Raw genomic sequence first — 23,900 nt, 5'->3', positions numbered from 1 at the left:
ACCCCCCCGATGTCTGACGCCACTGCACCTGTCACGGCTGCTGCGTGGCGACCCGCGGACGTTTTTTGCGCCGCAGTTTATCCATCATCAGATAGACCACCGGCGTCGTGTAAAGCGTGAGCAGCTGGCTCATTACCAGGCCGCCCGCAATGGTAATCCCCAGCGGCTGACGCAGTTCAGCGCCGTCACCGCTGCTCAGCACCAGCGGCAGCGCACCAAACAGAGCGGCCAGCGTGGTCATCATGATTGGCCGGAAACGCAACAGACAGGCCTGAAAAATCGCCTCACGCGCACTGAGCTGGCCATTGCGCTCCGCCTCCAGCGCAAAATCGACCATCATGATAGCGTTTTTTTTCACGATGCCGATGAGCAGCAGAATGCCAATCAGCGCAATCAGGCTGAAAGGCGTATCGAACAGCTCCAGCGCCAGCAGCGCCCCCACGCCCGCCGAGGGCAGGGTAGAGAGAATCGTCAGCGGATGCACATAACTCTCGTAGAGAATCCCCAGCACGATGTAGACCGCCCCGATCGCCGCCAGCATCAGCCAGAGCTGGCTGCTTTGCGACTGCTCAAACACCTGCGCCGTTCCGGCAAAGCTGCCGCGCACGCTGGAGGGCACGCCAACTGCGGTCATGGTGCGATCGATCGCTTCCGACGCCTGTGACAGCGATACTCCTTCCGGCAGGTTAAAGGAGAGGGTCGACGCAGCTGACAAGCCTTCATGATTCACCGACAGCGGCGCGTTGGCTGGCTGCCAGTGCGCGAACCAGGATAGCGGAATCGCTTTACCTGCGTCATTAATCACAAACATCTGCGACAGGGCGCTGATATCCTGGGTATAGCGTGGATCGACCTCCATCACCACTTTGTACTGGTTCATCGGCTGGTAAATGGTTGAGATCTGCCGCTGACCAAAGGCGTTGTTAAGCAGATCGTTAGCCTGTGAAACCTCAATTCCCAGCCGTGCCATGCTCTCCCGGTCATAGGTCAGCGCCATCTCACTGCCTTTGTCCTGCTGATCCGAATTGACATCCGCCAGCTGCGGCAGCGCAGAGAACGCCTTACGGATTTTCGGCTCCCATGTCCGCAGTGCGCCAAGATCGTCCGACAACAGCGAATATTGATAACTGGCATTCGACTCCCGCCCGCCAGCGCGCAGATCCTGTACTGCATTCAGATAAAGGCTGGCCCCGGGTTCTTTTGCCAGTTTGCCGCGCAGCCGGGCAATAATCGCCTGGGCGCTCTCTTTACGCTCTGACAGGGGTTTCAGTGAGATAAACATCGAACCGCTGTTGGTCTGCATACCGCCGGTAAAGCCCACCACGCTCTCAACCGCCGGATCGGCCCCGACAATCTCCATAAAATCCTGCAGCTTACTGCGCATCGCCTGGAATGAAATACTCTGGTCAGCGGAAATAAAGCCGGAGAGTCGTCCGGTATCCTGCTCCGGCATAAAGGTTTTCGGCACATGCACGAACAGCCAGCCGGTCAGGACGATCGTCGCGACAAAGAGCAGCATGACCCAGCGCGCGTGATTCAGCACGACCCTGAGCGAACGTCCATACCCCTGCTGGATAGCCATCAGCAGACGACCTGCTCCGCGGCGGCGTGGCTGGCTGCGCGGCGCATGGGGCTTCAGCAGATAAGCGCACATCATCGGCGTCAGGGTAATTGAGATGAAGAGGGAGATGACGATAGCCACCGACAGGGTAATGGCAAACTCTGAGAAGAAACGGCCAATCAGCCCGCCGATCATCAGCAGCGGCAGGAATACCGCCACCAGCGACAGACTCATCGACAGCACCGTAAAGCCGACTTCCTGCACGCCTTTCAGCGCGGCCGCCAGCGGTTTCATGCCTGCTTCCACATGGCGGGCGATGTTCTCCAGCACCACAATCGCATCATCCACGACAAACCCGGTGGCAATGGTCAGCGCCATCAACGACAGGTTATTCAGGCTGAAGCCGCAGAGGTACATAGCGGCAAAGGTGCCAATCAGCGACACCGGCACGGCAACAGCAGGAATCAGGGTAGCCCGGCCGGAACGCAGGAAAAGAAAGACCACCATGATCACCAGCACCACGGCGATCACCAGCGACTGCTCAACTTCATGCAGCGACGCACGAATGGTGGGTGAGCGATCCTGCGCAATCTGCAGATTGATCGCGGCCGGGATGACCTCATGCAGCCGGGGCATTTCGGCGCGGATTCGATCCACGGTGTCAATCACGTTCGCATCCGGCGTTTTGCGGATCAGCAGCAGCACCGCAGGTTTACCGCGCGACATCCCGGCGTTACGCACATCCTGTACTGAGTCCGCCACCGTGGCCACATCTGACAGCCTGACGGCTGCGCCGTTGTGATAATGGACGATCAGCGGCTGATAGTCGCGGGCGGTCTGCAGCGCATCGTTGGTCCGGAGCTGCCAGCGCTGCTGAGCATCATCCAGCGCGCCCTGCGGGCGTCGCTGGTTAGCGTTGGAAATAGTGGTGCGCACATCGTCCAGCGAGACGCCCTGATTAAAGAGTGCCTGAGGATTCAGGGCGACGCGAACCGCAGGCAGCGAACTGCCACCTACTGTGACGTCACCTACACCCTGAATCTGTGCCAGTTTCTGAGCCAGCTGGGTTGAGGCGTAGTCATAGAGCTGGCCCGGATTGTAGGTATCGGACGTCAGCGTCATGATCATGATCGGCGCATCGGAAGGGTTAACCTTGCGCCAGGTCGGACGGGACGGCATGCCGGTCGGCAGCAGGCTCTGGGCCGCGTTAATCGCAGCCTGCACGTCGCGCGCGGCGCCATTGATGTCACGGTCAAAATCGAACACCAGAATGATGCGGGTGCTGCCCAGCGAGCTGGTGGAGGTCATTTCGCTGACGCCTGAAATGCGTCCCAGCGAACGCTCCAGCGGCGTGGCCACTGACGATGCCATGATCTCCGGCGCCGCCCCCGGGAGCGAGGCGGAGATCACGATCACCGGAAAATCGACCTGTGGCAGCGGGGCCACCGGCAGCAGACGGAAACCCAGCACGCCGGCCAGCGTGATAGCCAGCGTCAGCAGGGTGGTTGCCACAGGCCGATGGATAAACAGGGCGAAAAACCTCACTCTGCAGCCTCCGTGCGGCGGAAGCGGCGGCGCGTCGCATGGGCCAGCCGATCGAACAGCAGGTAGATTACGGGCGTTGTGAACAGGGTCAGCACCTGGCTCAGAATCAGGCCGCCGACCATCGCAATCCCCAGCGGATGACGCAGTTCGGCACCGACCCCCGTGCTGAGCATTAGCGGCAGCGCGCCCAGCAGTGCCGCCAGCGTGGTCATCAGGATCGGACGGAAACGCAGCAGGCAGGCCTGAAAGATCGCGTCATAGGGTTTCATTCCCTGTTCACGTTCGGCCGCCAGCGCAAAGTCGATCATCATGATGGCGTTCTTTTTCACAATGCCGATCAGCAGGATAATGCCGATAATCGCCACGATATCCAGCTCATTGCCGCTGAGCATCAGCGCCAGCAGTGCGCCGACCCCGGCAGTGGGCAGCGTGGACAGAATCGTGATGGGGTGAATAAAACTCTCATAGAGCACGCCCAGCACGATATACATCGCCACGATGGCCGCCACAATCAGCCAGACGGTACTGCTTAGCGCCGCTTCAAACGCCAGCGTGCTGCCCTGGAACTGGGTCATCATCTCCGCAGGCATACCGAGCGCGGCTTCCGTCTGTGACACCGCTTTCACCGCCTCTTCCAGCGAATAGCCTTTTGCCACATTGAACGAGAAAGTCGCCGACGGGAACTGGTCGAGATGATTAATCGTCAGGGGGGCGAAGCGCTGTTCAATGCGGGCAATGGCGCTGAGCGGCACGCTGCCGCCGTCACTGCTGTTCAGACGGATTGCCTCCAGGCTTTCCAGCCCCGGGGTGGCGTGATTATCCTGCTCCAGCACCACGCGATACTGATTCGCCTGGGTATAGATGGTGGAGATGAGCCGCTGACCAAAGGCGTTGTAAAGCGCATTATCCACGTCCGCCATGCTGATGCCGAGGCGGCTGGCGCTGTCGCGATCGACGTTAACATACGCCTCCAGTCCCTGATCCTGCCAGTCGCTGCTGACATCGCGCAGTTCGGGCAGCGTATTCAGCCGGGTCAGCAGGGCCGGAACCCAGGTACTGAGTGAAGTAAGTGAACCTGACTGCAGCGTAAACTGATAAGGAGTGCGGCTCGCCTGGGTATCAATGGTCAGATCCTGTACGGCCTGCAGCCAGAGCTGCACACCCGGCACCTGACTCACCGCCGTTTGCAGACGCTGCTGAATCTCAGGAATGCGGTCTTCACGCTGATCCAGTGGTTTGAGGTTGATCTGCAGACGGGCGCTGTTAAGCGCGGCGTTGGTGCCATCCACCCCGACAAACGAAGTCAGACTTTCAACAGCCGGATCTTTCATGATGATGGAGGCAACATCGCGGGTACGCTGCGCCATGCTGGCGTAGGAAACCGACTGGGGTGCCTGCAGTGTGCCCTGAATAATGCTGTTGTCCTGCTGCGGAAAGAAACCTTTGGGAATGATCACCCACAGCATCAGCGTCAGTATCAGGGTGCCCAGCGCCACGGAGAGTGTCAGCCAGGGGTGATTGAGCACGCGGCGCAGGCAGCGGCCATAGAAAGCCACAATGCGATCAAACATCGCTTCGCTGGCGCGCGAAAAGCGGTTCTGTTTACGCAGTGACTCTGCACTTAGCATCCGGGCGCACATCATCGGTGTCAGGGTCAGCGACACGACCGCCGAGATCAGGATAGCCACCGCCAGCGTCACGGCGAATTCGCGGAACAGCCGGCCAATCACATCCCCCATAAACAGCAGCGGGATCAATACTGCAATCAGTGAGAAGGTCAGTGAGATGATGGTAAAGCCGATTTCGCCAGCGCCTTTCAACGCCGCGGTCAGCGGTTTTTCACCTTTTTCGATATAGCGCGAGATGTTCTCAATCACCACGATAGCATCATCGACGACAAAGCCCGTGGCGATAGTCAGTGCCATCAGCGTCAGGTTATTGATCGAGAAGCCCAGGAAATACATAGCGGCGAAGGTGCCGATTAGCGACAGAGGAACCGCCACCGCTGGGATCAGCGTGGCAGGCACATTACGCAGAAACAGATAGATAATCATCACCACCAGCGCCATCGCCAGCACCAGCTCAAACTGGGTGTCGCTGACCGAGGCACGGATGTTGGTGGTACGGTCGGTGAGCAGTGTGACCTCGACGGACCTGGGCAGGGTCGCCGTCAGTGCGGGCAGCATGGCGCGGATATTATCTGCCGTGGCGATGATATTGGCGCCAGGCTGGCGCTGAACGTTGAGCACAATCGCCGCATCGCGGTTGGCCCAGGCGCCCAGCCAGCTGTTTTCCGCGCCCTGTTCAATCGTCGCCACGTCGCCGAGCCGGACCGGGGCGTTGTTTTTATAACTGATAATCAGCTGCCGGTAATCTTCGGCAGACTTCATCTGATCGTTGGCGGAAAGCGTGACAGAGCGGGTGGGGCCATCCAGACTGCCTTTAGCCGAGTTAACGTTGGCATTGCTGATCGCAGTCCGCACCGTTTCGCTGGTCAGACCAAGCGCCGAGAGCGCCTGCATATTCAGCTTAACCCGCACGGCCGGGCGCTGTCCGCCAGACAGCGTAACCAGTCCGACGCCACTGACCTGCGAAATTTTCTGCGCTATCCGGGTTTCAATCATGTCCTGCACCTGCGTCAGCGGCATACTGCGGGTGGTGACGGCCAGCGTCATGATCGGTGGATCGGCGGGATTCACTTTGTTGTAGACCGGCGGATTAGGCAGGTCGCTGGGCAGCAGGTTGGTGGCGGAGTTGATCGCCGCCTGCACTTCCTGCTCTGCCACATCCAGCGGCAGCGTCAGCTGAAACTGGAGCGTCACCACCGAAGCACCGCCGGCGCTTTGCGACGACATCTGTTTCAGGCCGGACATCTGACCAAACTGATGCTCCAGCGGGGCGGTGATCGACGAGGTGACCACATCCGGGCTGGCACCCGGATAGAGGGTGACGACCTGAATAGTTGGATAATCCACTTCCGGCAGCGCCGAAACCGGCAGAAAGCGATAGCCCAGCACGCCAGCCAGCAGAATCGCAATCATCAGCAGCGACGTGGCGACCGGCCGCAGAATAAACTGGCGCGACGGTCCGCCACGCTGATCGGGAGGCATCACCTGCATTACTCACGCTCTCCTTTTGACGGCAGCGTGGCGCGGCTGCTGTGCGGCGCACTGCTCTGAGCTGCCACAACCTCGACTTTTGCCCCCTCCGTCAGGCGGTCCAGACCATCCGTTACCACGCGCTCACCTGCCTCCAGACCGGCAGTGATCACCACTTTCTGGCTATCCTGCAGACCGGCTACCACGCTTTTCTTGCTGACGTTATTGTCACTGTTAACGACCCAGACAAAGTTCCCCTCATTGCCCATCTGCAGTCCCGCAGGTGGGATGACAATCGCATCCTGCAGGGTATTGACCTTCAGGCGCACGTTGACGAACTGATTAGGAAACAGCGCATCGTCCTGATTATCAAACCGCGCCTTGATTTTGATGGTGCCGGTGGTGACATCGATCTGGTTGTCGAGGCTCAGCAGTTTGCCGCTGGCGATCAGGTTCTGATTACTGCGATCCCAGGCTTCCACCAGCAGCGGCTGGCCACTTTTCTGCGCCTTAAGAATGGGGCTGATGCTGCTCTCCGCCAGAGTGAAGAGCACATCGATGGGGTGTGTCTGGGTGATGACCACAATGCCGGTACTGTCGCCGCTGGTGACGTAGTTACCCACATCGACCTGCTTCAGGCCGACCCGTCCGGCGATTGGTGCCGTAATCCGGCTGTAAGTCAGGTTAAGCTGTGCGCTGGCAACGCTGCCTTCATCCGCTTTCAGCGTGCCGAGCGTTTCGGCCACCAGTGAACGCTGGGTATCCAGATCCTGTTGCGACACCAGGGATGTTTTTGCCAGTTTCTCATAGCGTGCCAGGTCGCGACGGGCGTTGGCCAGCGTGGCCTGGTCTTTAACCACCTGACCCTGAGCCTGAGCTAATGCCACCTGGTAAGGGCGCGGATCCACTTCCGCCAGAAGATCGCCCGCTTTGACCTGATCACCTTCAGTGAAGTGGATGGCCAGCAGATCGCCATTGACCCGGCTGCGCACGGTGGCCGTATTGGCGGCGGTGACGGTTCCCAGTCCGCTAAGATATTGTGGCACGCTCTCGCGGGTGGCCGTGGCGGCCTGAACCGGCGCCAGTGGACGACGCGCTCCCTCACCGCGGCCTTTGCCGCCCGGTGCAGACGCATCCTGCTGGCTGTCACTTTTCGGCGCAGCACTGTGCTGCCAGCCATAGTAGCCGCCCGCCACGACGGCGATCAGGGCCAGCACAATCAGGGTTTTTTTCATAACAGGGTGTCGGGTGCTCATGATTCTGATGCTCTCCAGCAGTGACGTAGTCCCAGGCGCAGACAGCAAAAGGTTAGCCTGCAAACGACAGAGTGTAGTCGCCTCTGACGGGCAAAAGTTGAAGGAAATAAGGAATCTCTGTCAGGGCGGGGTCATTATGCCTGTTCTTTCATGAATCGCAGCACAATCGTCATAAAGAGGCAAAATCCTTTTGTGAAGCAGAGAAACAGGCCATTTGTCGGGTGAGTCAGAAGCCAGAAAGCCATCATTATCAGACCCGGCAGTCAGGTGACAGTGGTCTTGCCGTTCCGCGGCTGACGTCTGACGGCAACCCATCTGGCTGAACAGTGGACTATGCCACCTCATTTTCTCTGCCCGATCCGCGGGCAGAGCGGGTGCGGGTTTATTGATATGGCTGAGGTCTGGTCCCGCTGGCTGCCGGGCAACAACGGGATAAAGCGGAAACCCCAACAAACTGAGCTGTTAAGCGCAGAAGCCATAGCGCATCGGTTCCCCGTGAGCTGGCGGAGTGTGCCGTTTCTGGCTGAAGAATAACCTGCAAGCGATCCCGGTCACAGTTATGCAAACAATCTGCTGTTTCCGGAAATTATGCGCACGTATTTACAAAAGCCGCTGAGAAGCCAGCACTATCCTCTGCGCGTAACTTTCCGTCACTTACATAAGAATCAGCCCGATGAAAAACAGAAAAGCCTGCTTTCCCTCTGCCCGTGTGGCTACCGGCACCCTGCTTATGGCTATGCTATCCGCGCGCGCCCTGGCCGCAGATGCGCTGAGTCCCGACTCTGAATGGATGTTCGGTGACTGGGGCGGCTATCGGACGCAGTTGCAGGATGACGGCATTAAGTTTGACGTCAACTACACCATGGAAAGCGCGGCCAACCTGGGCGGCGGTGCAGACAGCAACACCACCATGCGCTACAGCGACCAGTGGACGTTTGGCACCAATTTCGATCTGGAAAAGCTGCTGAACTGGCAGGATGCCGAGTTTCAGATGACGGTGACCAATCGCGACGGTCAGAACGTATCGGATCAGGTAGGGGACAGACGCGCCGGGATGCTCTCTTCGGTTCAGGAGGTCTATGGTCGTGGCCAGACCTGGCGGCTGACGCAGTTCTGGCTGCGCAAAGGGCTGTTTGACGATGTGGTCGATGTCAAAGCTGGTCGGGTAACGGTAGGTGAAGACTTCGATAACTTCGATGGTAATCTGTTCCAGAACCTGGCACTGGGCAGTGGACAGGCGGGGAACTGGCGCGGCGATCGCTGGTTCAACTGGCCGGTGTCGCAGTGGGGCGGCCGCATCAGGTTCAATCTCACCCCTGCGCTTTTCTTCCAGGTGGGGTTCTACAATCAGAACCGCGCCAACTACGATCGCGGCGACGGGTTCCGTCTGGATACCCGCCATTCCGAGGGTAATCTGGTGCCGATCGAGCTGGGCTGGAAACCGACCTTCGGGCCGGAAAAACTGCCGGGTAACTACCGCATCGGTTACTACACCTCGTCAGTGGATGGCGATGTCTACAGTAGCTGGCGCAACGGCGGCTATCAGGATCAGGCGCGTGCCTACGGCGGCTATCTGTTACTGCAGCAGCAGCTGACCGCGCAGGGTGGCGATGCCCATCGTGGTCTGGGCGTGCGCGTGCAGGCGGTGATGAACGATCACAAAACATCGAAGACCGACAACTATCAGTCACTCGCTTTCACCTGGACCGGGCCGTTTGACGCCCGTCCGCAGGATGAGATTGGCGTGGGTGCGTCACGTATTCATGTGAACAGCGACTATACCCGTTCCCTGCGTCAGCAGAATCAGGCGAACGGCGAGAGCCGTTTCGACAGTCCGACCTGGCTGCCGATTCAGGAAGGATCTGAATACGACTATGAGATCTACTACAACGCCAAAGTGACAAACTGGATGTCACTGCGACCTAACCTGCAGTATGTCGTCGCACCGGGCGCGGTTAGCCAGGTGAAAGATGCGTTTATCGGCGGTATCAGCGCCAATATCGCGTTCTGATCACAGTCAAAAGGATGGCGTGCCGGACAGGCGGCGCAGCAGAGCTCAGCAACAGGCACCTGCACCGGTAGCAAAGCATAATCCGCCCGGCAGGGCGAATTATGCGTCTGTGCGAAAAGTCCAGGCCGCCAGATTCAGTCTGGCCTTGTCCGCAAATAAAAAACGGCACCTTCGGGTGCCGTTTTGATTATTGCCGTGCAGAGCAGGATTAGCGGAACATCACTTCCGCCCAGCGGGCCAGTCCGGCGGTAACTGAGGCGAAGTCGTCGCCGCCCGCAATCGGCGTATCCGGCAGCGTCTGTTGCAGGGCTGCGCGCAGCAGCGGCGAACGCGCGCTGCCGCCGGTCAGGTAGACCACGTCAGGTCGGATCTGGCTGGTGGCCAGCGCCAGCTGCACCTGCTCCAGAATTTTCTCCAGTGGTTGGCTGATCGCCTCCTGCAACTGGTTTACTGCAATCTCTGTCTGCAATGTCGCGGCAACAAAATCGAGCGACGCAGTGTGCGCCGGGCTGGCTGACAAGGCGATTTTGCTCTCTTCAGCCACCCGAACCAGGCGATAGCTCAGTTTCTGCTGCCACACCTTCAGCAGGCGGGCCACGACGTCACCCTGTTCGGCATCCCGAACCAGATCCCGCAGCCATTTCCCACACGCAGCACTGTAAAAGTCGCTTTGAGCCGGAACGTCATTGATGGCGATCGCATTCCACCACGGCAGAGCGGGCAGGGCGGTGCCTTTCTGGGTATTACCGCCGAGACCCAGTAAAGGCATCAGCGTTTTAAACGCCAGCATGATGTCCAGATCGTTTCCACCGACACGGCATCCGCTGTGGCCTAGCAGGCTTTCACGACGATCCGCTTTGTCACGCCATTCCGGCCCCATCAGCAGCATGGAGCAGTCGGTGGTTCCGCCGCCGATATCGACGACCAGTACCCGCGTCTCCTGCTGCAGCGTCGCCTCGAAATCAAGCCCGGCTGCGACCGGCTCAAACTGAAACTCAACGTCGCGGAAACCGGCACGGTGTGCAGCGCGCAGCAGAATACCTTCAGCCTGCTGGTTAGACTCGTCACTGCCTGAACCCTGGAAGTTGACCGGTCGCCCGATAACCGCCTGCTGAATGGTCTGACCGAGCTGGCTTTCGCCCTGCTGACGAATGTGCAGCATCATGGCGCAGACCAGATCTTCAAACAGGGCAATCTGCTGAGGCTTCAGGCCAGTGGCACCGAGAAACGATTTAGGGGATTTAACGAACCAGACATCTTCCGGGTCGACCATATAGTGCTGCAGCGCGGTCAGGCCAAACTGCACGCTGTTGGGCTGAACCTCAATATCCTCTTCGCGATTGAACCGCAATGCGCGCTGCAGCAGCGCCGTAGTCTCGCTATCCGGCGTCGCAACCTGATGATGACGATAGAGCCATTCGCTGACCGACTCCCGGGTAGGCGCACAGATCATTGACGGCAGCAGGCGCTGATCGTTTTCCAGCGTTAACAGGCGTGGCGCGCCATTTTCGCTGACTGCAATAGAGCAGTTAGCCGTGCCGTAATCGAATCCTATGAACATTTTCGCCCCCATGCCGGAAAAAAAGGGGCGACTTTAGCGCAGCTCGGGCGGGGTGGCAAGCGGCCCGCGCGGGAATCAGCGGATAGCGAAGATGCGATCTTCGGCCAGCGAATGCAACGGCTGACGCTCGGCGACAGCACTGCCCCAGACGCCATCCACGTTCAGCGTTGCCAGGGTATTCAGCATGGCCGGCACCGAAACCGGACCGGCCAGCACCGAAATATGCCGCTGAGATGCCTGGCCCTGAATAATGGTCAGCAGCATCTCATCCATCAGATTGGTGTGTACGTTCGCCACCAGATCAGGCGCCAGCACCAGATAATCGACCACATCATCACTCAACAGGTTAAAGGCATCCAGATTGCGGCCAAACTGCTGCAGGGCGATATGGCAGCCGCACTGCCGCAGTTGCCGCAGCGCTGCATACACCTGGTCGCCTTTACCGATGACGCTCGCCGCCGGGAAAGCAAAACCGCTGCGGCTGTCGGCCAGTCCGGCGGCGACAAAACGCTGACAGAGCTGTTGCACGAAAGCGGCATCACTCAGTATCTGCGCATTCAGCGGCAGGATGACCGGGATACCTTTGTGACTCAGCGCCTGCACATCATGACGGAAAAATGCGGCCAGAATGTTGTTATCCAGCCGGCGACGCAGCGACTCATCGGTGAGGTTACTGCGCAGCAGTGCCTCATCCATCAGCAACCCATCAGCCGTTAACAGCTGGACATCCAGCAGCCAGATAAAGGCCGCCTGCGGCGTTTTCGGCGGCGCAGCGGCCCAGGCGGGCAGTTCAATCTGCAGGGCATCGATCATCCCGGCATCCAGCCCCTGATGTTGACCCGGCAGCGGCAGGCGATGCTGTTCATAGATCATCAGCCGTCCGCGCCCGCTGCGTTTGGCGTTGTAACAGGCGATATCCGCCTGCGATAGCACGTCGCTGCTCTGACAGTTTTCGGCGGAGATCTGTGTCACCCCGGCGCTGGCACCGACCCGATAGAGACGACCGAGCCACTGGAAGCGGTAATCATTGACCGCGGCAACGATACGCTGCACGACGTCATGCGCCTGCGCGACTTCGCAGTCGGGCATCAGCAGAGCAAACTCATCGCCGCCCAGTCGTGCCAGGAAGTCGCTGCTGCGGAGATGGTGCTGCATCAGCTCTGAGAGTTCGCGCAGGAGCGCATCTCCGGCGGCATGTCCGGCGCTGTCGTTCACCGCCTTGAACTTGTCCAGATCGATAAAGACCAGCACATGACGATGACGATGTTCTGCGGCATCAAACAGCAGACGTTTAAGCTGCAGTTCGAAGCTGGCGCGGTTGGGCAAACTGGTCAGGGTGTCATGCAACGCGCTGTAGCTCAGCCGCTTCATCAGCTTACGTGACTCACTGACATCCTGAATGACCATCACGGCGCCCTGTTCCAGACCCGCTTCTGAACGCAGCGGAGTAATGCTGTAGTGAATATCGATATGGCTACCGTCCGGGGCATGCAGTATCAGGTCTTCCGCGAAATCAGGTGTGATCTTTTCCGGTGGCAGCTGGCACAGCAGCAGGTTTTCGATCTCGGGGCCGTTGCGGCCCTGAGTGATGTGCAGCACCTTGTTCAGCGGTTGACCGGTGGCCTGCTCCTGCGACCAGCCACTCATCTTCTCTGCGATTGGGTTCATAAAGGCGACGCACATCTCTTTGTCGGTGCTGATCACCGCCTCGCCGATCGAATCCAGCGTGATGGCCATGCGCTCTTTCTCCTGGAACAGGGCCTCATTCAGATTGCGCAGCGGCGTGATGTCCTGACAGATACCCAGCATCCGCTCGATACGTCCTTCTTTGCTCAGCAGCCGGTTAGCCTGAGTACGCACCCAGCGCTGACCCTGACTGTTGACCACACGATATTCCATGTGAAAGGCGCTACGCATCTCAATAGCCTGCTGCACCGTCAGCGCCGCATACTCGCGGTCGGCGGAATGCAGCAGATGGATCCAGAGGTCATAGCTGGGTGACTCATGGGGGGCCAGGCCAAACAGCGCATACATGCGTTTATCCCACAGCATCTCGCCGGTCAGCAGATTCCACTCCCAGACGCCGATGCCCCCCGCCTCGTTAGCCAGCGTAATGCGCTCCATAAGCCGCCGGTTGACCTGTTCACTCTGCTTCAGCTCGGAGATATCGATAATCTGCGCAATAAAGTAGAGCGGAGCGTAGCTGCTGTCACGCACCAGCGATACCGTCAGACGCGCCCAGACGATTTCGCCATCTTTGCGGAAATAGCGTTTTTCAAAGGTATAGGTGTCGATGTCACCGTCCAGCAGTTGGGTCACATGCTGCATATCCAGAGAGAGATCGTCGGGATGGGTAATCTGCTGAAAGGTCAGCCGCTTCAGCTCTGCAGCCGGATAGCCGAGGATCTGACAAAGTGAGCGGTTTACCTGCAGCCAGTTACCCTGTGGGGCGACCAGCGCCATACCGATAGCCGAGTACTCCATGGCATGGCGGAAGCGGGTTTCACTGTCGGTGATATGCAGTTTTTCGCGCCGGAAAGCATCCATTACCAGCGACATGATGTGGCTGGGGACCAGCACCAGCAGAAAGGGCAGCCAGCTGGAGACCGGGCCCAGCGCGCTGTTGTTATTAACCACGCTGACCAGATCCAACGCCAGCAGCATCGAGATAAAACTGGCGTTCAGGAAGAACAGGATAAACGCCTGCAGCTTAGGCAGACGCACGGCGCACCAGAACAGAATCACTACAATAAAGGTAAAGGGCCACGGCAGAAAACGCAGTGACAGGTAACTGGCGCCCAGGGTGAGCAGCAGCGTCAGGGCGAGTTCGGTCAGACGCAGATCGCGAAACTGCGCACGACGCAGAGGCCAGGGCAGCAGCAGCAGCATCGGACCCAGCACCAGCATGCCAATGATTTCGGATATCACCCAGGTATAAAAGAAGGGGTACAACGCCTGGTCGCTGACCTGAAGCGTCCAGATCGCCAGCAGGCCGCCCAGGACCGGCGTCAGAATGCCGACCGACAGCACCAGTCGTGCCCAGTCACTCAGCGAATTCAGTGGTGCGCGCCGGTCCAGCAGGGTGCGCAGCAGCATACCGCCGACCCCGGCCTGAATCAGGTTGAGCAGCGCAAATTTAAGATTAGATAAGGCGGGACCAATTACCAAAGCGTTAGCGCTGGCGGTGCCCAGCACGCAGGCCGTCAGCAGCAAAGGCAGCTGACGCGTCGGACAGCGAAATACCACCACGGTCATCAGCGTGGTCGGGAACCAGAGCGGGGAAATCCTTCCGCTGACCACGATCAGTTCCAGGCAGAACAGCGTCAGAAAAAACAGAACCCCGCCCAGGATCAGCGCCTGGAACCAGCGATTGGGCGTGTTGTTCTGCGGGGATAAAATCTCTGTCGTCATGCGGGCTTCCGGCAGGGTGCAGGGCTCCGCAACGGCGAATCAGGCACCAGTCATTCTCTGACTGCATGCTAGCACATTCGGCAAAGAAAAAAGGGGTGAAATCAAATTTGCCCGTTATTCGGCGAATTGACGGGCAGGCAGCACTGACGGGTCAGCTTATTGATTACTGGCGAAAAAGATCGGCCCGGGTATAAGGTTTTTCCATGCCTGCGAGGCTGGCAGATAACCGCTCCAGAAACTGCTGCGTGGTAGCAACGCGGCCGTGACCCATCAGTATAAATGGCACGACCAGCGCGGCACCGACCTGCGGCCAGCTAAAGCCTTTAAGCGTGGTGCGTCGCTGCGAGATCAGAAACGCGGTGCTTAGCGTGAAGCCCAGCAGCAGACCGGTGGCGACCTCGCTCCTGGAATGTGCATGGATCACGAGGCGGGAGAATCCCACCATCAGCGGGATCAGATAGCCGACAGCAATCGCCAGCGCGCGAGCGGGTAGCGACCAACGCCCGGAGATCAGCCACAGCATTACCGGCCACAGCGTCGCGGACATCGCGCTGTGACCACTAAAGCCGGTGAAATTAAAACGGGCGCTGCCGATGCCAAATCCCAGAAACAGAATTTTCGAAATACTGACCATGAGTCCGGCCAGCCCGAATGCTACAAGCCAGTAGAGGACAGTAAGGCGGTTGTCACTTTTCCACGGCAGAATCAGCGCAATAATCACGGCTGTCGGGATCAACAGCATGCTGTCGCCAAAATAGGTCAAAGTCTTCCAGTGCATACTACTCCTGATGCATAGTCGGGTCGTTATGTCAGCCCCGCGCGCGATCTGACCAGCACGCATCCGGGCCATTTTAGTTATGATTGGCTGTGACAATAGTTTATCGGTGAAATGAGTGGCGTCCAAAGGGGAAAGTCTGAAAAGTCGCCAGCGCCATTTCTCTGGCATCAAAAGGCCGAAATCCCTATACTTAGCGCGAACACACCCTCTCCATTTCGGCCCGTCCGCTGCCCGCGTTATGTGTGTCCAGTGGCAGGCTCCAGTTATCAGGTCTTAAAAAAGTATGACTGACAAGTCTCATCAGTGCGTGATTGTAGGCATTGCCGGCGCTTCCGCATCCGGTAAAAGTTTAATTGCCAGCACGCTCTATCGTGAAATCCGTGATCAGGTAGGTGACGAGCATATCGGGGTAATCCCGGAAGATGCTTATTACAGAGATCAAAGTCACCTCACCATGGAAGAGAGGGTTAAAACCAACTATGACCATCCGAGCGCGATGGATCATGATTTATTACTGCAGCATCTGCAGGCGGTGAAAGCCGGTCAGGATATCGAACTGCCGGTCTACAGCTATGTTGAACACACGCGCACGCAGCAGACCCAGCATCTGAAAGCTAAAAAGGTGATTATTCTTGAAGGCATTCTGCTGCTCACCGACGCCCGTCTGCGTCAGGAACTCAACTTTTCTATCTTCGTAGACACACCGCTCGACATCTGTCTGATGCGCCGCATGAAACGCGACGTCAATGAGCGCGGACGTTCAATGGATTCGGTAATGAGTCAGTATCAGAAGACGGTCCGTCCGATGTTCCTGCAGTTTATCGAGCCGTCAAAGCAGTACGCCGATATCATCGTGCCGCGCGGGGGCAAAAACCGAATCGCCATTGATATCCTTAAGGCGAAAATCAATCAGTTCTTTGAATAACCCACGTCCGGCAGGACGTGGCGCAGACCGGCGGCAGGCAGGCACGCCGGTTTGCTACACTTTTGTCATGGAGTTACCGCAATGAGATTATGCGATCGCGATATTGAAGCCTGGCTGGATAGTGGCAAACTGGCCATTGAGCCACGCCCACCGGTCGAACGCATTAATGGCGCCACGGTTGACGTGCGACTGGGTAATCAGTTTCGTACGTTCAGCGGACACACCGCGGCCTTTATTGACCTGAGCGGCCCGAAGCAGGAAGTCAGCGCCGCCCTGGACCGGGTGATGAGCGATGAGATCGTGCTGGCTGAAGGCGAAGCTTTCTTTCTGCATCCGGGCGAGCTGGCGCTGGCGGTGACGCTGGAGTCGGTGACCCTGCCGGACGACCTGGTTGGCTGGCTGGATGGGCGCTCGTCGCTGGCGCGTCTGGGCCTGATGGTGCATGTCACGGCTCACCGCATCGATCCGGGCTGGCAGGGACGTATTGTGCTGGAATTCTATAATTCCGGTAAACTGCCGCTGGCACTGCGTCCCGGCATGTTAATCGGCGCGCTGAGTTTTGAACCGCTTTCCGGCCCGGCTGCACGCCCTTACAACCGCCGTGAAGATGCGAAATATCGCGGTCAGCAGGGTGCAGATGCCAGCCGCATCGACAAAGATTGATCTGAGGATGTCATGAAAAGAGTGATAACCACGCTGGCCATCCTGTTAGTGGTGGTCGTATCGGGAATGAGCGCGCTGGTGCTGCTGGTCAATCCCAACGACTTTCGTGCCTATATGGTGCAACAGGTTGAACAACGCAGTGGTTATCGGCTGGAGGTCAGCAGCGATCTGCGCTGGCACGTCTGGCCTCAGCTTAGCATCCTCGCTGGCCGGATGAGCCTGACCGCGCCAGGGGCCAGTCAGCCCCTGGTGTCGGCAGAAAACATGCGGCTGGATGTCAATCTCTGGCCGCTGCTTTCTCATCAGCTCAGCGTCAGTCAGGTCATGCTGAAAAATGCTATCGTGCGAGTTACCCCCGACAGCAGCCCGCAGCCCGCAAAAAATGCGCCGCAGGGACCGCGTGATGCGGAGCCAGCGTCATCCGCCAGTGGCTGGTCATTTGATATCGCAAAGCTGCGGGTCGCTGACAGTCTGCTTATCTGGCAGCAGCCAGGTGGCGATGAGTACAATTTCCGCGATCTCAACATCATCATGGATCAGGATGCCAGCAACCAGGCAACGCTGGTGCTAAACACCAGCCTGATGCGCAACCAGCGCAATGTGGCCCTGTCCCTGAAAGGTCAGCTTGATGCCTCACAATATCCTCATCGTCTTCGTGGCCAGTTACAGCAGCTGGATTACACTCTGTCCGGGGCGGATATTCCGGCTCAGGGCATTAAAGGTTCACTAAGTTTACAGGGCGAGTGGAACGGTGACCGCCAGCGGTTTGCTTTCAGCAATCTTCAGCTCACCGCCAATGACACGACACTGACCGGTCAGGGCAGTGGCCGTCTTACACCGCCACAGCAGCTGGCGCTGGATCTGAAAGCCAGCACGCTTAATGTTGACAGCTTACTGACCAGCGCGCCCGCGTCTGAAACGCAAGGGACTCAGCACGCGACAGTAGCCCGTTCACCGGTGATCGCGGCACCGCGCGAACGCACTAACGCCGACTCTCCGCTGAACGACATTGATCTCGCGCTGAAACTGCACGCGGACAGCGTAATCTGGCGCGGTCTCACTCTGACCGGTCTGACGCTTGACGCCAGCAATCAGCATGGGCTGATGACGCTCCGTACCCTCAGCGGCAAGCTGGGCAATGGCAGCTTCTCCGTTCCCGGTCGCATCGATATCCGTCAACCAGAAACGCAGGTGATGCTGAAACCGCAGCTCCGGCTGATTGCCATTCAGCCTCTGCTTAAAGCCTTTGATCTGCCGGAAAGCCTGCAGGGTAATCTGAGTCTCGACGGCGACCTGGCAGGCGACACGCTGAGCGTTGAAGCAGCTAAACGTCGCTGGCAGGGCAGCGCGACCCTGAGTGCCAGCAATCTGAAGCTGGCGCAGCTTAATGTGCAGCAGATGGTGCAACGTGCTGTGGCGCGCGTGAGCGATAAAGTCAGCCGTGAAGATGCTGATGATGCGGCAGATGAGGGCATTGAGTCGATTAGCGGTCAGGCGACGCTGAATAAAGGCGTGCTCAGCTTCAGCGATATCAATGGCAACGGCCATAATCTGGGCCTGCAGGGCGCCGGTAAAGTTGACCTGGCGCAACAGCAGCTGGATGTCACGCTGGGGCTGAAACTCAGCGGCTGGCGTGGCACGGAGGCACTGGTGAAAGCACTCGCCGACCAACCGGTTCCGCTGCGCATTTACGGTGACTGGAACAGCCTGCAATATTCGCTACCGGTGGATGATGTGCTGCGCGACCGCCTGCAGAGTGAGGCCAGAACACGGCTGAATCAGTGGATCGATCGCCAGAAAGAAGAAGGCAACAAACCAAATCTGAAGAAATAAGCGCGCCCGCGCCGGGCGCAGCGGCTCAGGTATCGTACTCCATATCGGGCTGCAACCGGATTTCAACCTTCTGCACCCGGTGATTTTCGACCTGCAGGGTGCGCAGTTGATAGCCCTCCAGCTGCAGCACCTCGCCCTCCTGCGGGATATGCTGCAGTCTGTCCATGAGCAGGCCGGCCAGCGTGTGGTAGTCGCGCTGCGCATCCAGCGGTAATTTCACATAGTGCGCCAGATCTTCCAGCGGCATGTGGCCATTGGCAATCCAGTGGCCTTCGCCCTGAATCTGAATATCGTAACGGGCATCCGTTTCACCCGCCTCATTCGGCAGATTGCCAGCGATTGTCTCCATCACATCGCTCAGGGTCACGACGCCTTCGACGGAACCAAACTCATCGACGACGAACGCAAAATGCGTCTGCGCCTGGCGAAACTCCTCCAGCGCCTGCAGCACCGTCAGTCGCTCTGGAAAGACCAGCGGCTGCCGGATAAGGGCACGCAAATCAAGCGAATGATGGTGCAGCGACTGGTGCAGCAGATCGATAACGTGGACCACGCCCAGCGGTTCGCTGGAGTTATCGGTGATCAGGATGCGCGTATGCTGATTACGGTCCAGCCGGGCCAGAATTTCTGCCGGGTCCTCACTAAGGTCGATGTGCTCCACATCGTGACGCGACGTCATGATGCTGTTGACATGACGCTGACCCATACCCAGTACCCGGGCAATCATTACCCGCTCCTGCCGGTTGAACAGCATGCTGGCATCGCTGTCAGCAATCAGCGATGAGGTGCCCGCATCCAGCTCTGCCGGTTCTGCGGCGCCGCGCAGCATCCGCAGTACCGCTTCCGCCGTCCGCTGCCGTAGCGGACGACCCGCTGACAGTACCCGCCGGCGATTAAAGTGAGCCAGCTGGTTCAGTGCCTCAATAATGACCGAGAAACCGATAGCGGCGTAGAGATAACCTTTGGGAATTACAAAGCCAAACCCTTCCGCCACCAGGCTGAAGCCAATCATCAGCAAAAAGCTCAGGCAGAGGATGACGATAGTGGGATGGCTATTCACAAAGCGGGTTAAAGGTTTGCTGGCGAGCAGCATCAGCAGAATGGCGATTGTCACCGCTGTCATCATGACCGGCAGATCATTGACCATTCCCACGGCCGTGATCACCGCATCCAGCGAGAAGATGGCATCCAGCACCACTATTTGCGCCACCACTGGCCAGAATTTAGCGCCGCCTTTTTGTTGACCGGCGGCCTCATCATGTCCCTCAAGGCGCGTATTTAACTCTGTAGTGGCTTTAAATAGCAGGAAAATCCCGCCAGACAGCAGCAGAAGATCGCGCGCGCTGAAGGGGTGATCGGCCAGAGTAATCCAGGGCGTTTTGAGCGTAACCAGCCAGGAAAGCGAAGCGAGCAGCAGAAGCCGGCATACTAATGCCAGCAGCAATCCAATAACGCGCGCGCGGTCGCGAAGGGGCCCTGGCAGCTTTTCTACCAGGATGGCGATGAAAATCAGATTGTCGATGCCTAAAACCAGTTCCAGAACGATTAGCGTTACTAATCCTGCCCATACCGAGGGATCGGCAATTACCTCCAGCATCTCTTATTCACCTGAATGTCTTAAATTGCGTTTTCTCTGATGATAGTGGAGTGCCTGGCCAGGTACAAATGGCAGGGCAGGGAGCGGGGGCGTCATCCGGGCCACTGAATTGTGCAAAACATGAACATGCGTGTGCAGGCTTTTGATTAATTCCGCAGAGGAGAACCGGGAAAAGAGTGAGGCATATTGTCCGGTAAAGAGGATATTCACCTGCCGGGCTTATGCGATTTATCTTAACGCGTGTATGGCATTAATCCGAATTATGCGCAAAGGATTGCGCTGCCTGTCCGGCATCAATACTAATTGCTGGTAGTCTTTTTCCTAAAATAGTCGAGGGATGGCGGGACCTGCTTGTAAACAAGCCAGTAATAACTAGTATAGCAACAAGTTAGCAAACTCTTCCCCAGAGTCGTAATTTGCGTACCGATTTGACGTTATCCGTTATGTCAGGAATACGTAATTCATCATTGAACGTCAGATGATGGGTTATGGAAGCGCGGACGCATTCCGGGGAGCAATATGAATGATGACAGCGATATTGGCAGCGACAGCCAAGGGCGGTAGCGTGCCTGAATCGCGTTTTTCGTTGATAAAATGAGCTGTGCTGGCGGTGATTAAAGTCAGAGTAATCTGTTGGTATTCATCAAAATATTACTGGTTTTATGGTTAAGATCATGGGCGTAAACGCCGCAGGAGCTCCCCTCAGAAACGGCTCAGTCTTGAGAGGTTTTCATCGCTCAACGATTAAACAGGCGATGGCCGTTGCGGGTTAAAGGAAATAAAATAAAGAGTTAAATATGCGCGATACAGAATTTACGTTTAAAAGTCTTATTACCAAATTAATGCTGGCTTGTTCAGATTTAATTTGTTTCAACGCAGCGTTATTTATAGCGATGATGCTAATTAATGTTCAGTCGCATTCGCCTCTGGCAGATATTTCTGAAAAAGAACTGCATTTAAAAATTGCTACACACATTTGTCTGTCAGTAATTTGTATTGGCTGGTTCTGGGTAAGGCTTCGTCACTACACCTACCGCAAACCTTTCTGGTTCGAATTAAAAGAAGTTTTTCGTACCATTCTGATATTTTCTGTTATCGACCTGTCGATTACCGCGCTGTCTCAGTGGCAGATGTCGCGCTTCGTCTGGTTGCTGACCTGGGTACTGGCACTGATTTTAATTCCAACCTGTCGTGCGCTGGTCAAACGTCTGCTGAACAAAAAGGGGCTGTGGAAAAAGCAGACCATCATTATCGGCAGCAGCAAAAACGCGCATGAAGCCTGGCAGGCGCTGCAGAGCGAAGAGGTGATGGGATTCGACGTTATCGCTTTCTATGATGTTGATGGCACCTGCCCGCAGGAGATCCTGAACGGTGTTCCGGTGCTGCGTGATGAGCAGGAGCTCTGGAGCCTGACAAGCAGCGAAACCCAGTTTATTGTGGCCGTGGAGTATGAGCAGAGTCAGTATCGCGACATGTGGCTCAAGTCGCTGGCAATGCACAATTGCCGTTCAGTCTCGGTAATCCCGACGCTGCGTGGTGTACCGCTTTACGGCACGGACATGGCCTATATCTTCAGCCATGAAGTAATGATCCTGCGTGTGCAGAACAACCTGGCGAAACGTACCTCACGCTTCCTGAAGCGCACATTCGATATCGTCGGTGCACTGTCGATTATCCTGATGCTGATGCCAGCGCTACTGGTTCTGGGCTTCCTGGTTGGCCGTGATGGCGGACCGCCGATTTATGGTCATGAACGTGTCGGCATGAATGGTCGTAAATTCAAATGCCTGAAATTCCGTTCGATGGTCATTAATTCCAAAGAGGTACTGGAGGAGGTGCTGCGCACTGACCCGGTGGCCCGTGCGGAGTGGGATAAAGATTTTAAACTCAAAAATGATCCCCGTATTACTAAAGTGGGACATTTCATCCGTAAAACCAGCCTTGATGAGTTACCTCAGCTCTGGAACGTAGTACGCGGTGATATGAGTCTGGTCGGTCCTCGTCCGGTCATTGAAGATGAACTCTGTCGTTATGCAGGCGATGTTGATTATTACCTGATGGCAAAGCCAGGCATGACGGGATTGTGGCAGGTCAGCGGTCGTAATGATGTTGACTATGAAACCCGCGTCTATTTCGACTCGTGGTACGTGAAAAACTGGTCTCTGTGGAATGACATCGCCATTCTGTTTAAAACAGTGGGCGTGGTATTGAAACGCGACGGTGCTTATTAATCGTGAGTCGGGAGCGTGTTAACGCACGCGGAGAGGGGTTGTGCCGTTGTCAGGCGTGTCGTTGTCGTGGCCATCATCAGGGATATCGTCGCGCATCATGAGTCCGCTATGATGCGTGGTGTTCTGGGTAGACCCTGACAGATGGTCATGACGTATAACAAGTGGAGCAAGGATAATGAACGACAGGTTCAGAGCTTAAGTCAGACAGATTTACTTTTTGTTGGACGCTTACACAGCGGCGGTTTCGCCTCTATCAATAAATAACTGATAGCGAAGATCTAAATGATTACAATCAAAATGAAATTGATACCCTTGCTGGTATCCGCCACAATTCTCAGCGGGTGTACGATCGAGCCCGGTCAGCATCTTTCTACATCAGGAAAAAATGTTGTCGAGCAGCAGGATAGCAACTTTGACATCGATAAATATGTCAACGTCTTCCCATTAACACCTTCACTGGTTGAGAAGATGCGTCCTAAGCCGCTGGTCGCGCAGACCAACCCTTCTCTGCAGAACGAAATTCAGAACTACGAATACCGTATCGGTGTAGGCGACGTCCTGACCGTGACCGTCTGGGATCACCCGGAACTGACGACCCCAGCGGGCCAGTACCGTAGCGCCAGCGACACCGGTAACTGGGTACACTCTGACGGCACTATCTTCTATCCCTACATTGGACGGGTACGCGTAGCGGGCCGGACAGTCAGTGATGTCCGTAATGAAGTTGCGCGTCGTCTGGCGCAGTACATTGAAAGTCCACAGGTTGATGTGAGCATCGCCTCTTTCAAATCGCAGAAAGCTTATGTCACGGGTTCGGTCACGACCTCAGGTCAGCAGCCGATCACTAACGTGCCATTAACGATTCTGGATGCGATCAATGCTGCAGGCGGACTTGCTGCCGATGCGGACTGGCGCAACGTCGTGCTGACGCACAACGGTCGCGAACAACGTATCTCACTGCAGGCACTGATGCAGAATGGCGACTTGAGCCAGAACCACCTCCTCTATCCGGGCGATATTCTTTACGTTCCGCGTAACGACGATCTGAAAATCTTCGTGATGGGTGAAGTGAAGCAGCAGACTACCCTGAAAATGGACCGCAGCGGCATGACGCTGGCGGAAGCGCTGGGCAATGCGGCGGGGATGGATCAGACCACCTCTGACGCCACCGGTGTCTTCGTCATCCGTCCACTGCACGGTACTGACCGCAACAAAATTGCCAACATCTATCAGTTAAACACTAAAGATGCGGCATCCATGGTGATGGGAACTGATTTCCAGCTCCAGCCTTATGACATCGTCTATGTCACCTCTACACCACTGACGCGCTGGAACCGTGTGATTTCGCAGCTGATACCAACCATTGCCGGTATCAACGATGCGACACAGGCCGCACAGCGTATCCGCAACTGGTCGAACTAAGGTCTGGC

13 protein-coding genes are annotated in these 23,900 nt (G+C 57.1%); 6 read left to right on the top strand and 7 right to left on the bottom strand.

The window, feature by feature from the left end:
- Positions 1-31: 31 nt before the first annotated feature.
- From mdtC to ACLHDD_RS09125, 3 genes are read right to left on the bottom strand one after another with little or no spacing between them, the layout of a single operon-like run.
- The gene (gene mdtC / locus ACLHDD_RS09135; RefSeq protein WP_427103860.1) at positions 32-3,106 is read right to left on the bottom strand and encodes a multidrug efflux RND transporter permease subunit MdtC; all 3,075 of its coding nucleotides are present in this window, start codon (positions 3,104-3,106) and stop codon (positions 32-34) included.
- On the bottom strand, positions 3,103-6,225 hold the full coding sequence (locus ACLHDD_RS09130) for an MdtB/MuxB family multidrug efflux RND transporter permease subunit (protein ID WP_427103859.1): 3,123 nt from the start codon (positions 6,223-6,225) through the stop codon (positions 3,103-3,105). The genes mdtC and ACLHDD_RS09130 overlap by 4 nt, the downstream gene beginning before the upstream one ends.
- Positions 6,225-7,460: an MdtA/MuxA family multidrug efflux RND transporter periplasmic adaptor subunit gene (locus ACLHDD_RS09125; RefSeq protein ID WP_427103858.1), complete on the bottom strand. Its 1,236-nt coding sequence runs from the start codon at positions 7,458-7,460 to the stop codon at positions 6,225-6,227. Before ACLHDD_RS09125 ends, ACLHDD_RS09130 begins: the two co-directional genes overlap by 1 nt.
- A gap of 673 nt (positions 7,461-8,133) precedes the next feature.
- On the opposite strand from ACLHDD_RS09125, the gene ACLHDD_RS09120 reads away from it, so the two are divergent.
- Positions 8,134-9,471: a carbohydrate porin gene (locus ACLHDD_RS09120; RefSeq protein ID WP_427103857.1), complete on the top strand. Its 1,338-nt coding sequence runs from the start codon at positions 8,134-8,136 to the stop codon at positions 9,469-9,471.
- A gap of 208 nt (positions 9,472-9,679) precedes the next feature.
- On the opposite strand, the gene yegD is transcribed toward ACLHDD_RS09120, so the two are convergent.
- From yegD to ACLHDD_RS09105, 3 genes are all read right to left on the bottom strand, one after another.
- Positions 9,680-11,032: a molecular chaperone gene (gene yegD / locus ACLHDD_RS09115; protein WP_427103856.1), complete on the bottom strand. Its 1,353-nt coding sequence runs from the start codon at positions 11,030-11,032 to the stop codon at positions 9,680-9,682.
- A 75-nt stretch (positions 11,033-11,107) separates the two neighbouring features.
- A complete protein-coding gene (locus ACLHDD_RS09110) occupies positions 11,108-14,443 on the bottom strand; it encodes a diguanylate cyclase (protein ID WP_427103855.1) in 3,336 nt (1,111 codons plus the stop codon).
- Positions 14,444-14,606: 163 nt separating this feature from the next.
- Positions 14,607-15,221, bottom strand: a complete 615-nt coding sequence (locus tag ACLHDD_RS09105) for a phosphatase PAP2 family protein (RefSeq protein WP_427103854.1) — start codon at positions 15,219-15,221, stop codon at positions 14,607-14,609.
- Positions 15,222-15,504: 283 nt separating this feature from the next.
- On the opposite strand from ACLHDD_RS09105, the gene udk reads away from it, so the two are divergent.
- The 3 genes from udk to asmA all read left to right on the top strand — a co-directional run bounded on the left by udk (position 15,505) and on the right by asmA (position 18,642).
- A complete protein-coding gene (gene udk, locus ACLHDD_RS09100) occupies positions 15,505-16,146 on the top strand; it encodes a uridine kinase (protein ID WP_313654046.1) in 642 nt (213 codons plus the stop codon).
- Positions 16,147-16,227: 81 nt separating this feature from the next.
- Positions 16,228-16,809 carry a dCTP deaminase gene (gene dcd, locus ACLHDD_RS09095; protein ID WP_111139190.1) on the top strand — a complete coding sequence of 194 codons (582 nt, stop codon included), beginning with the start codon at positions 16,228-16,230 and terminating at the stop codon, positions 16,807-16,809.
- Positions 16,810-16,821: 12 nt separating this feature from the next.
- The gene (asmA, locus tag ACLHDD_RS09090; protein WP_427103853.1) at positions 16,822-18,642 is read left to right on the top strand and encodes an outer membrane assembly protein AsmA; all 1,821 of its coding nucleotides are present in this window, start codon (positions 16,822-16,824) and stop codon (positions 18,640-18,642) included.
- A gap of 25 nt (positions 18,643-18,667) precedes the next feature.
- Here the strand turns inward: asmA and ACLHDD_RS09085 are convergent, their stop codons facing one another.
- A complete protein-coding gene (locus ACLHDD_RS09085; RefSeq protein ID WP_427103852.1) occupies positions 18,668-20,239 on the bottom strand; it encodes a TerC family protein in 1,572 nt (523 codons plus the stop codon).
- Positions 20,240-21,036: 797 nt separating this feature from the next.
- Here ACLHDD_RS09085 and wbaP point away from each other — a divergent pair.
- Complete coding sequence (gene wbaP / locus ACLHDD_RS09080; protein WP_427103851.1) at positions 21,037-22,470, top strand: undecaprenyl-phosphate galactose phosphotransferase WbaP; 1,434 nt, start codon at positions 21,037-21,039, stop codon at positions 22,468-22,470.
- Between the two features lie 282 nt (positions 22,471-22,752).
- Positions 22,753-23,892, top strand: coding sequence for a polysaccharide export protein (locus ACLHDD_RS09075; protein ID WP_427103850.1), 1,140 nt, complete (start codon positions 22,753-22,755; stop codon positions 23,890-23,892).
- Positions 23,893-23,900: the final 8 nt, after the last annotated feature.

The sequence above is a fragment of the Pantoea sp. NSTU24 genome (assembly GCF_050157905.1).
Classification (GTDB): domain Bacteria; phylum Pseudomonadota; class Gammaproteobacteria; order Enterobacterales; family Enterobacteriaceae; genus Pantoea.
The sequence above is the reverse complement of the archived record's forward strand: the minus strand, read 5'-3'. Positions and strand labels throughout refer to the sequence as shown.

Bases quoted from the DNA above. Each gene is read 5' to 3' on its own strand.
- udk (WP_313654046.1), top strand. From the start codon at position 15,505: ATGACTGACAAGTCTCATCAGTGCGTGATTGTAGGCATTGCCGGCGCT.
- yegD (WP_427103856.1), bottom strand. From the start codon at position 11,032: ATGTTCATAGGATTCGATTACGGCACGGCTAACTGCTCTATTGCAGTC.
- ACLHDD_RS09125 (WP_427103858.1), bottom strand. From the start codon at position 7,460: ATGAGCACCCGACACCCTGTTATGAAAAAAACCCTGATTGTGCTGGCC.
- ACLHDD_RS09130 (WP_427103859.1), bottom strand. From the start codon at position 6,225: ATGCAGGTGATGCCTCCCGATCAGCGTGGCGGACCGTCGCGCCAGTTT.
- ACLHDD_RS09105 (WP_427103854.1), bottom strand. From the start codon at position 15,221: ATGCACTGGAAGACTTTGACCTATTTTGGCGACAGCATGCTGTTGATC.
- asmA (WP_427103853.1), top strand. From the start codon at position 16,822: ATGAAAAGAGTGATAACCACGCTGGCCATCCTGTTAGTGGTGGTCGTA.
- ACLHDD_RS09075 (WP_427103850.1), top strand. From the start codon at position 22,753: ATGATTACAATCAAAATGAAATTGATACCCTTGCTGGTATCCGCCACA.
- ACLHDD_RS09085 (WP_427103852.1), bottom strand. From the start codon at position 20,239: ATGCTGGAGGTAATTGCCGATCCCTCGGTATGGGCAGGATTAGTAACG.
- ACLHDD_RS09120 (WP_427103857.1), top strand. From the start codon at position 8,134: ATGAAAAACAGAAAAGCCTGCTTTCCCTCTGCCCGTGTGGCTACCGGC.
- dcd (WP_111139190.1), top strand. From the start codon at position 16,228: ATGAGATTATGCGATCGCGATATTGAAGCCTGGCTGGATAGTGGCAAA.
- wbaP (WP_427103851.1), top strand. From the start codon at position 21,037: ATGCGCGATACAGAATTTACGTTTAAAAGTCTTATTACCAAATTAATG.
- ACLHDD_RS09110 (WP_427103855.1), bottom strand. From the start codon at position 14,443: ATGACGACAGAGATTTTATCCCCGCAGAACAACACGCCCAATCGCTGG.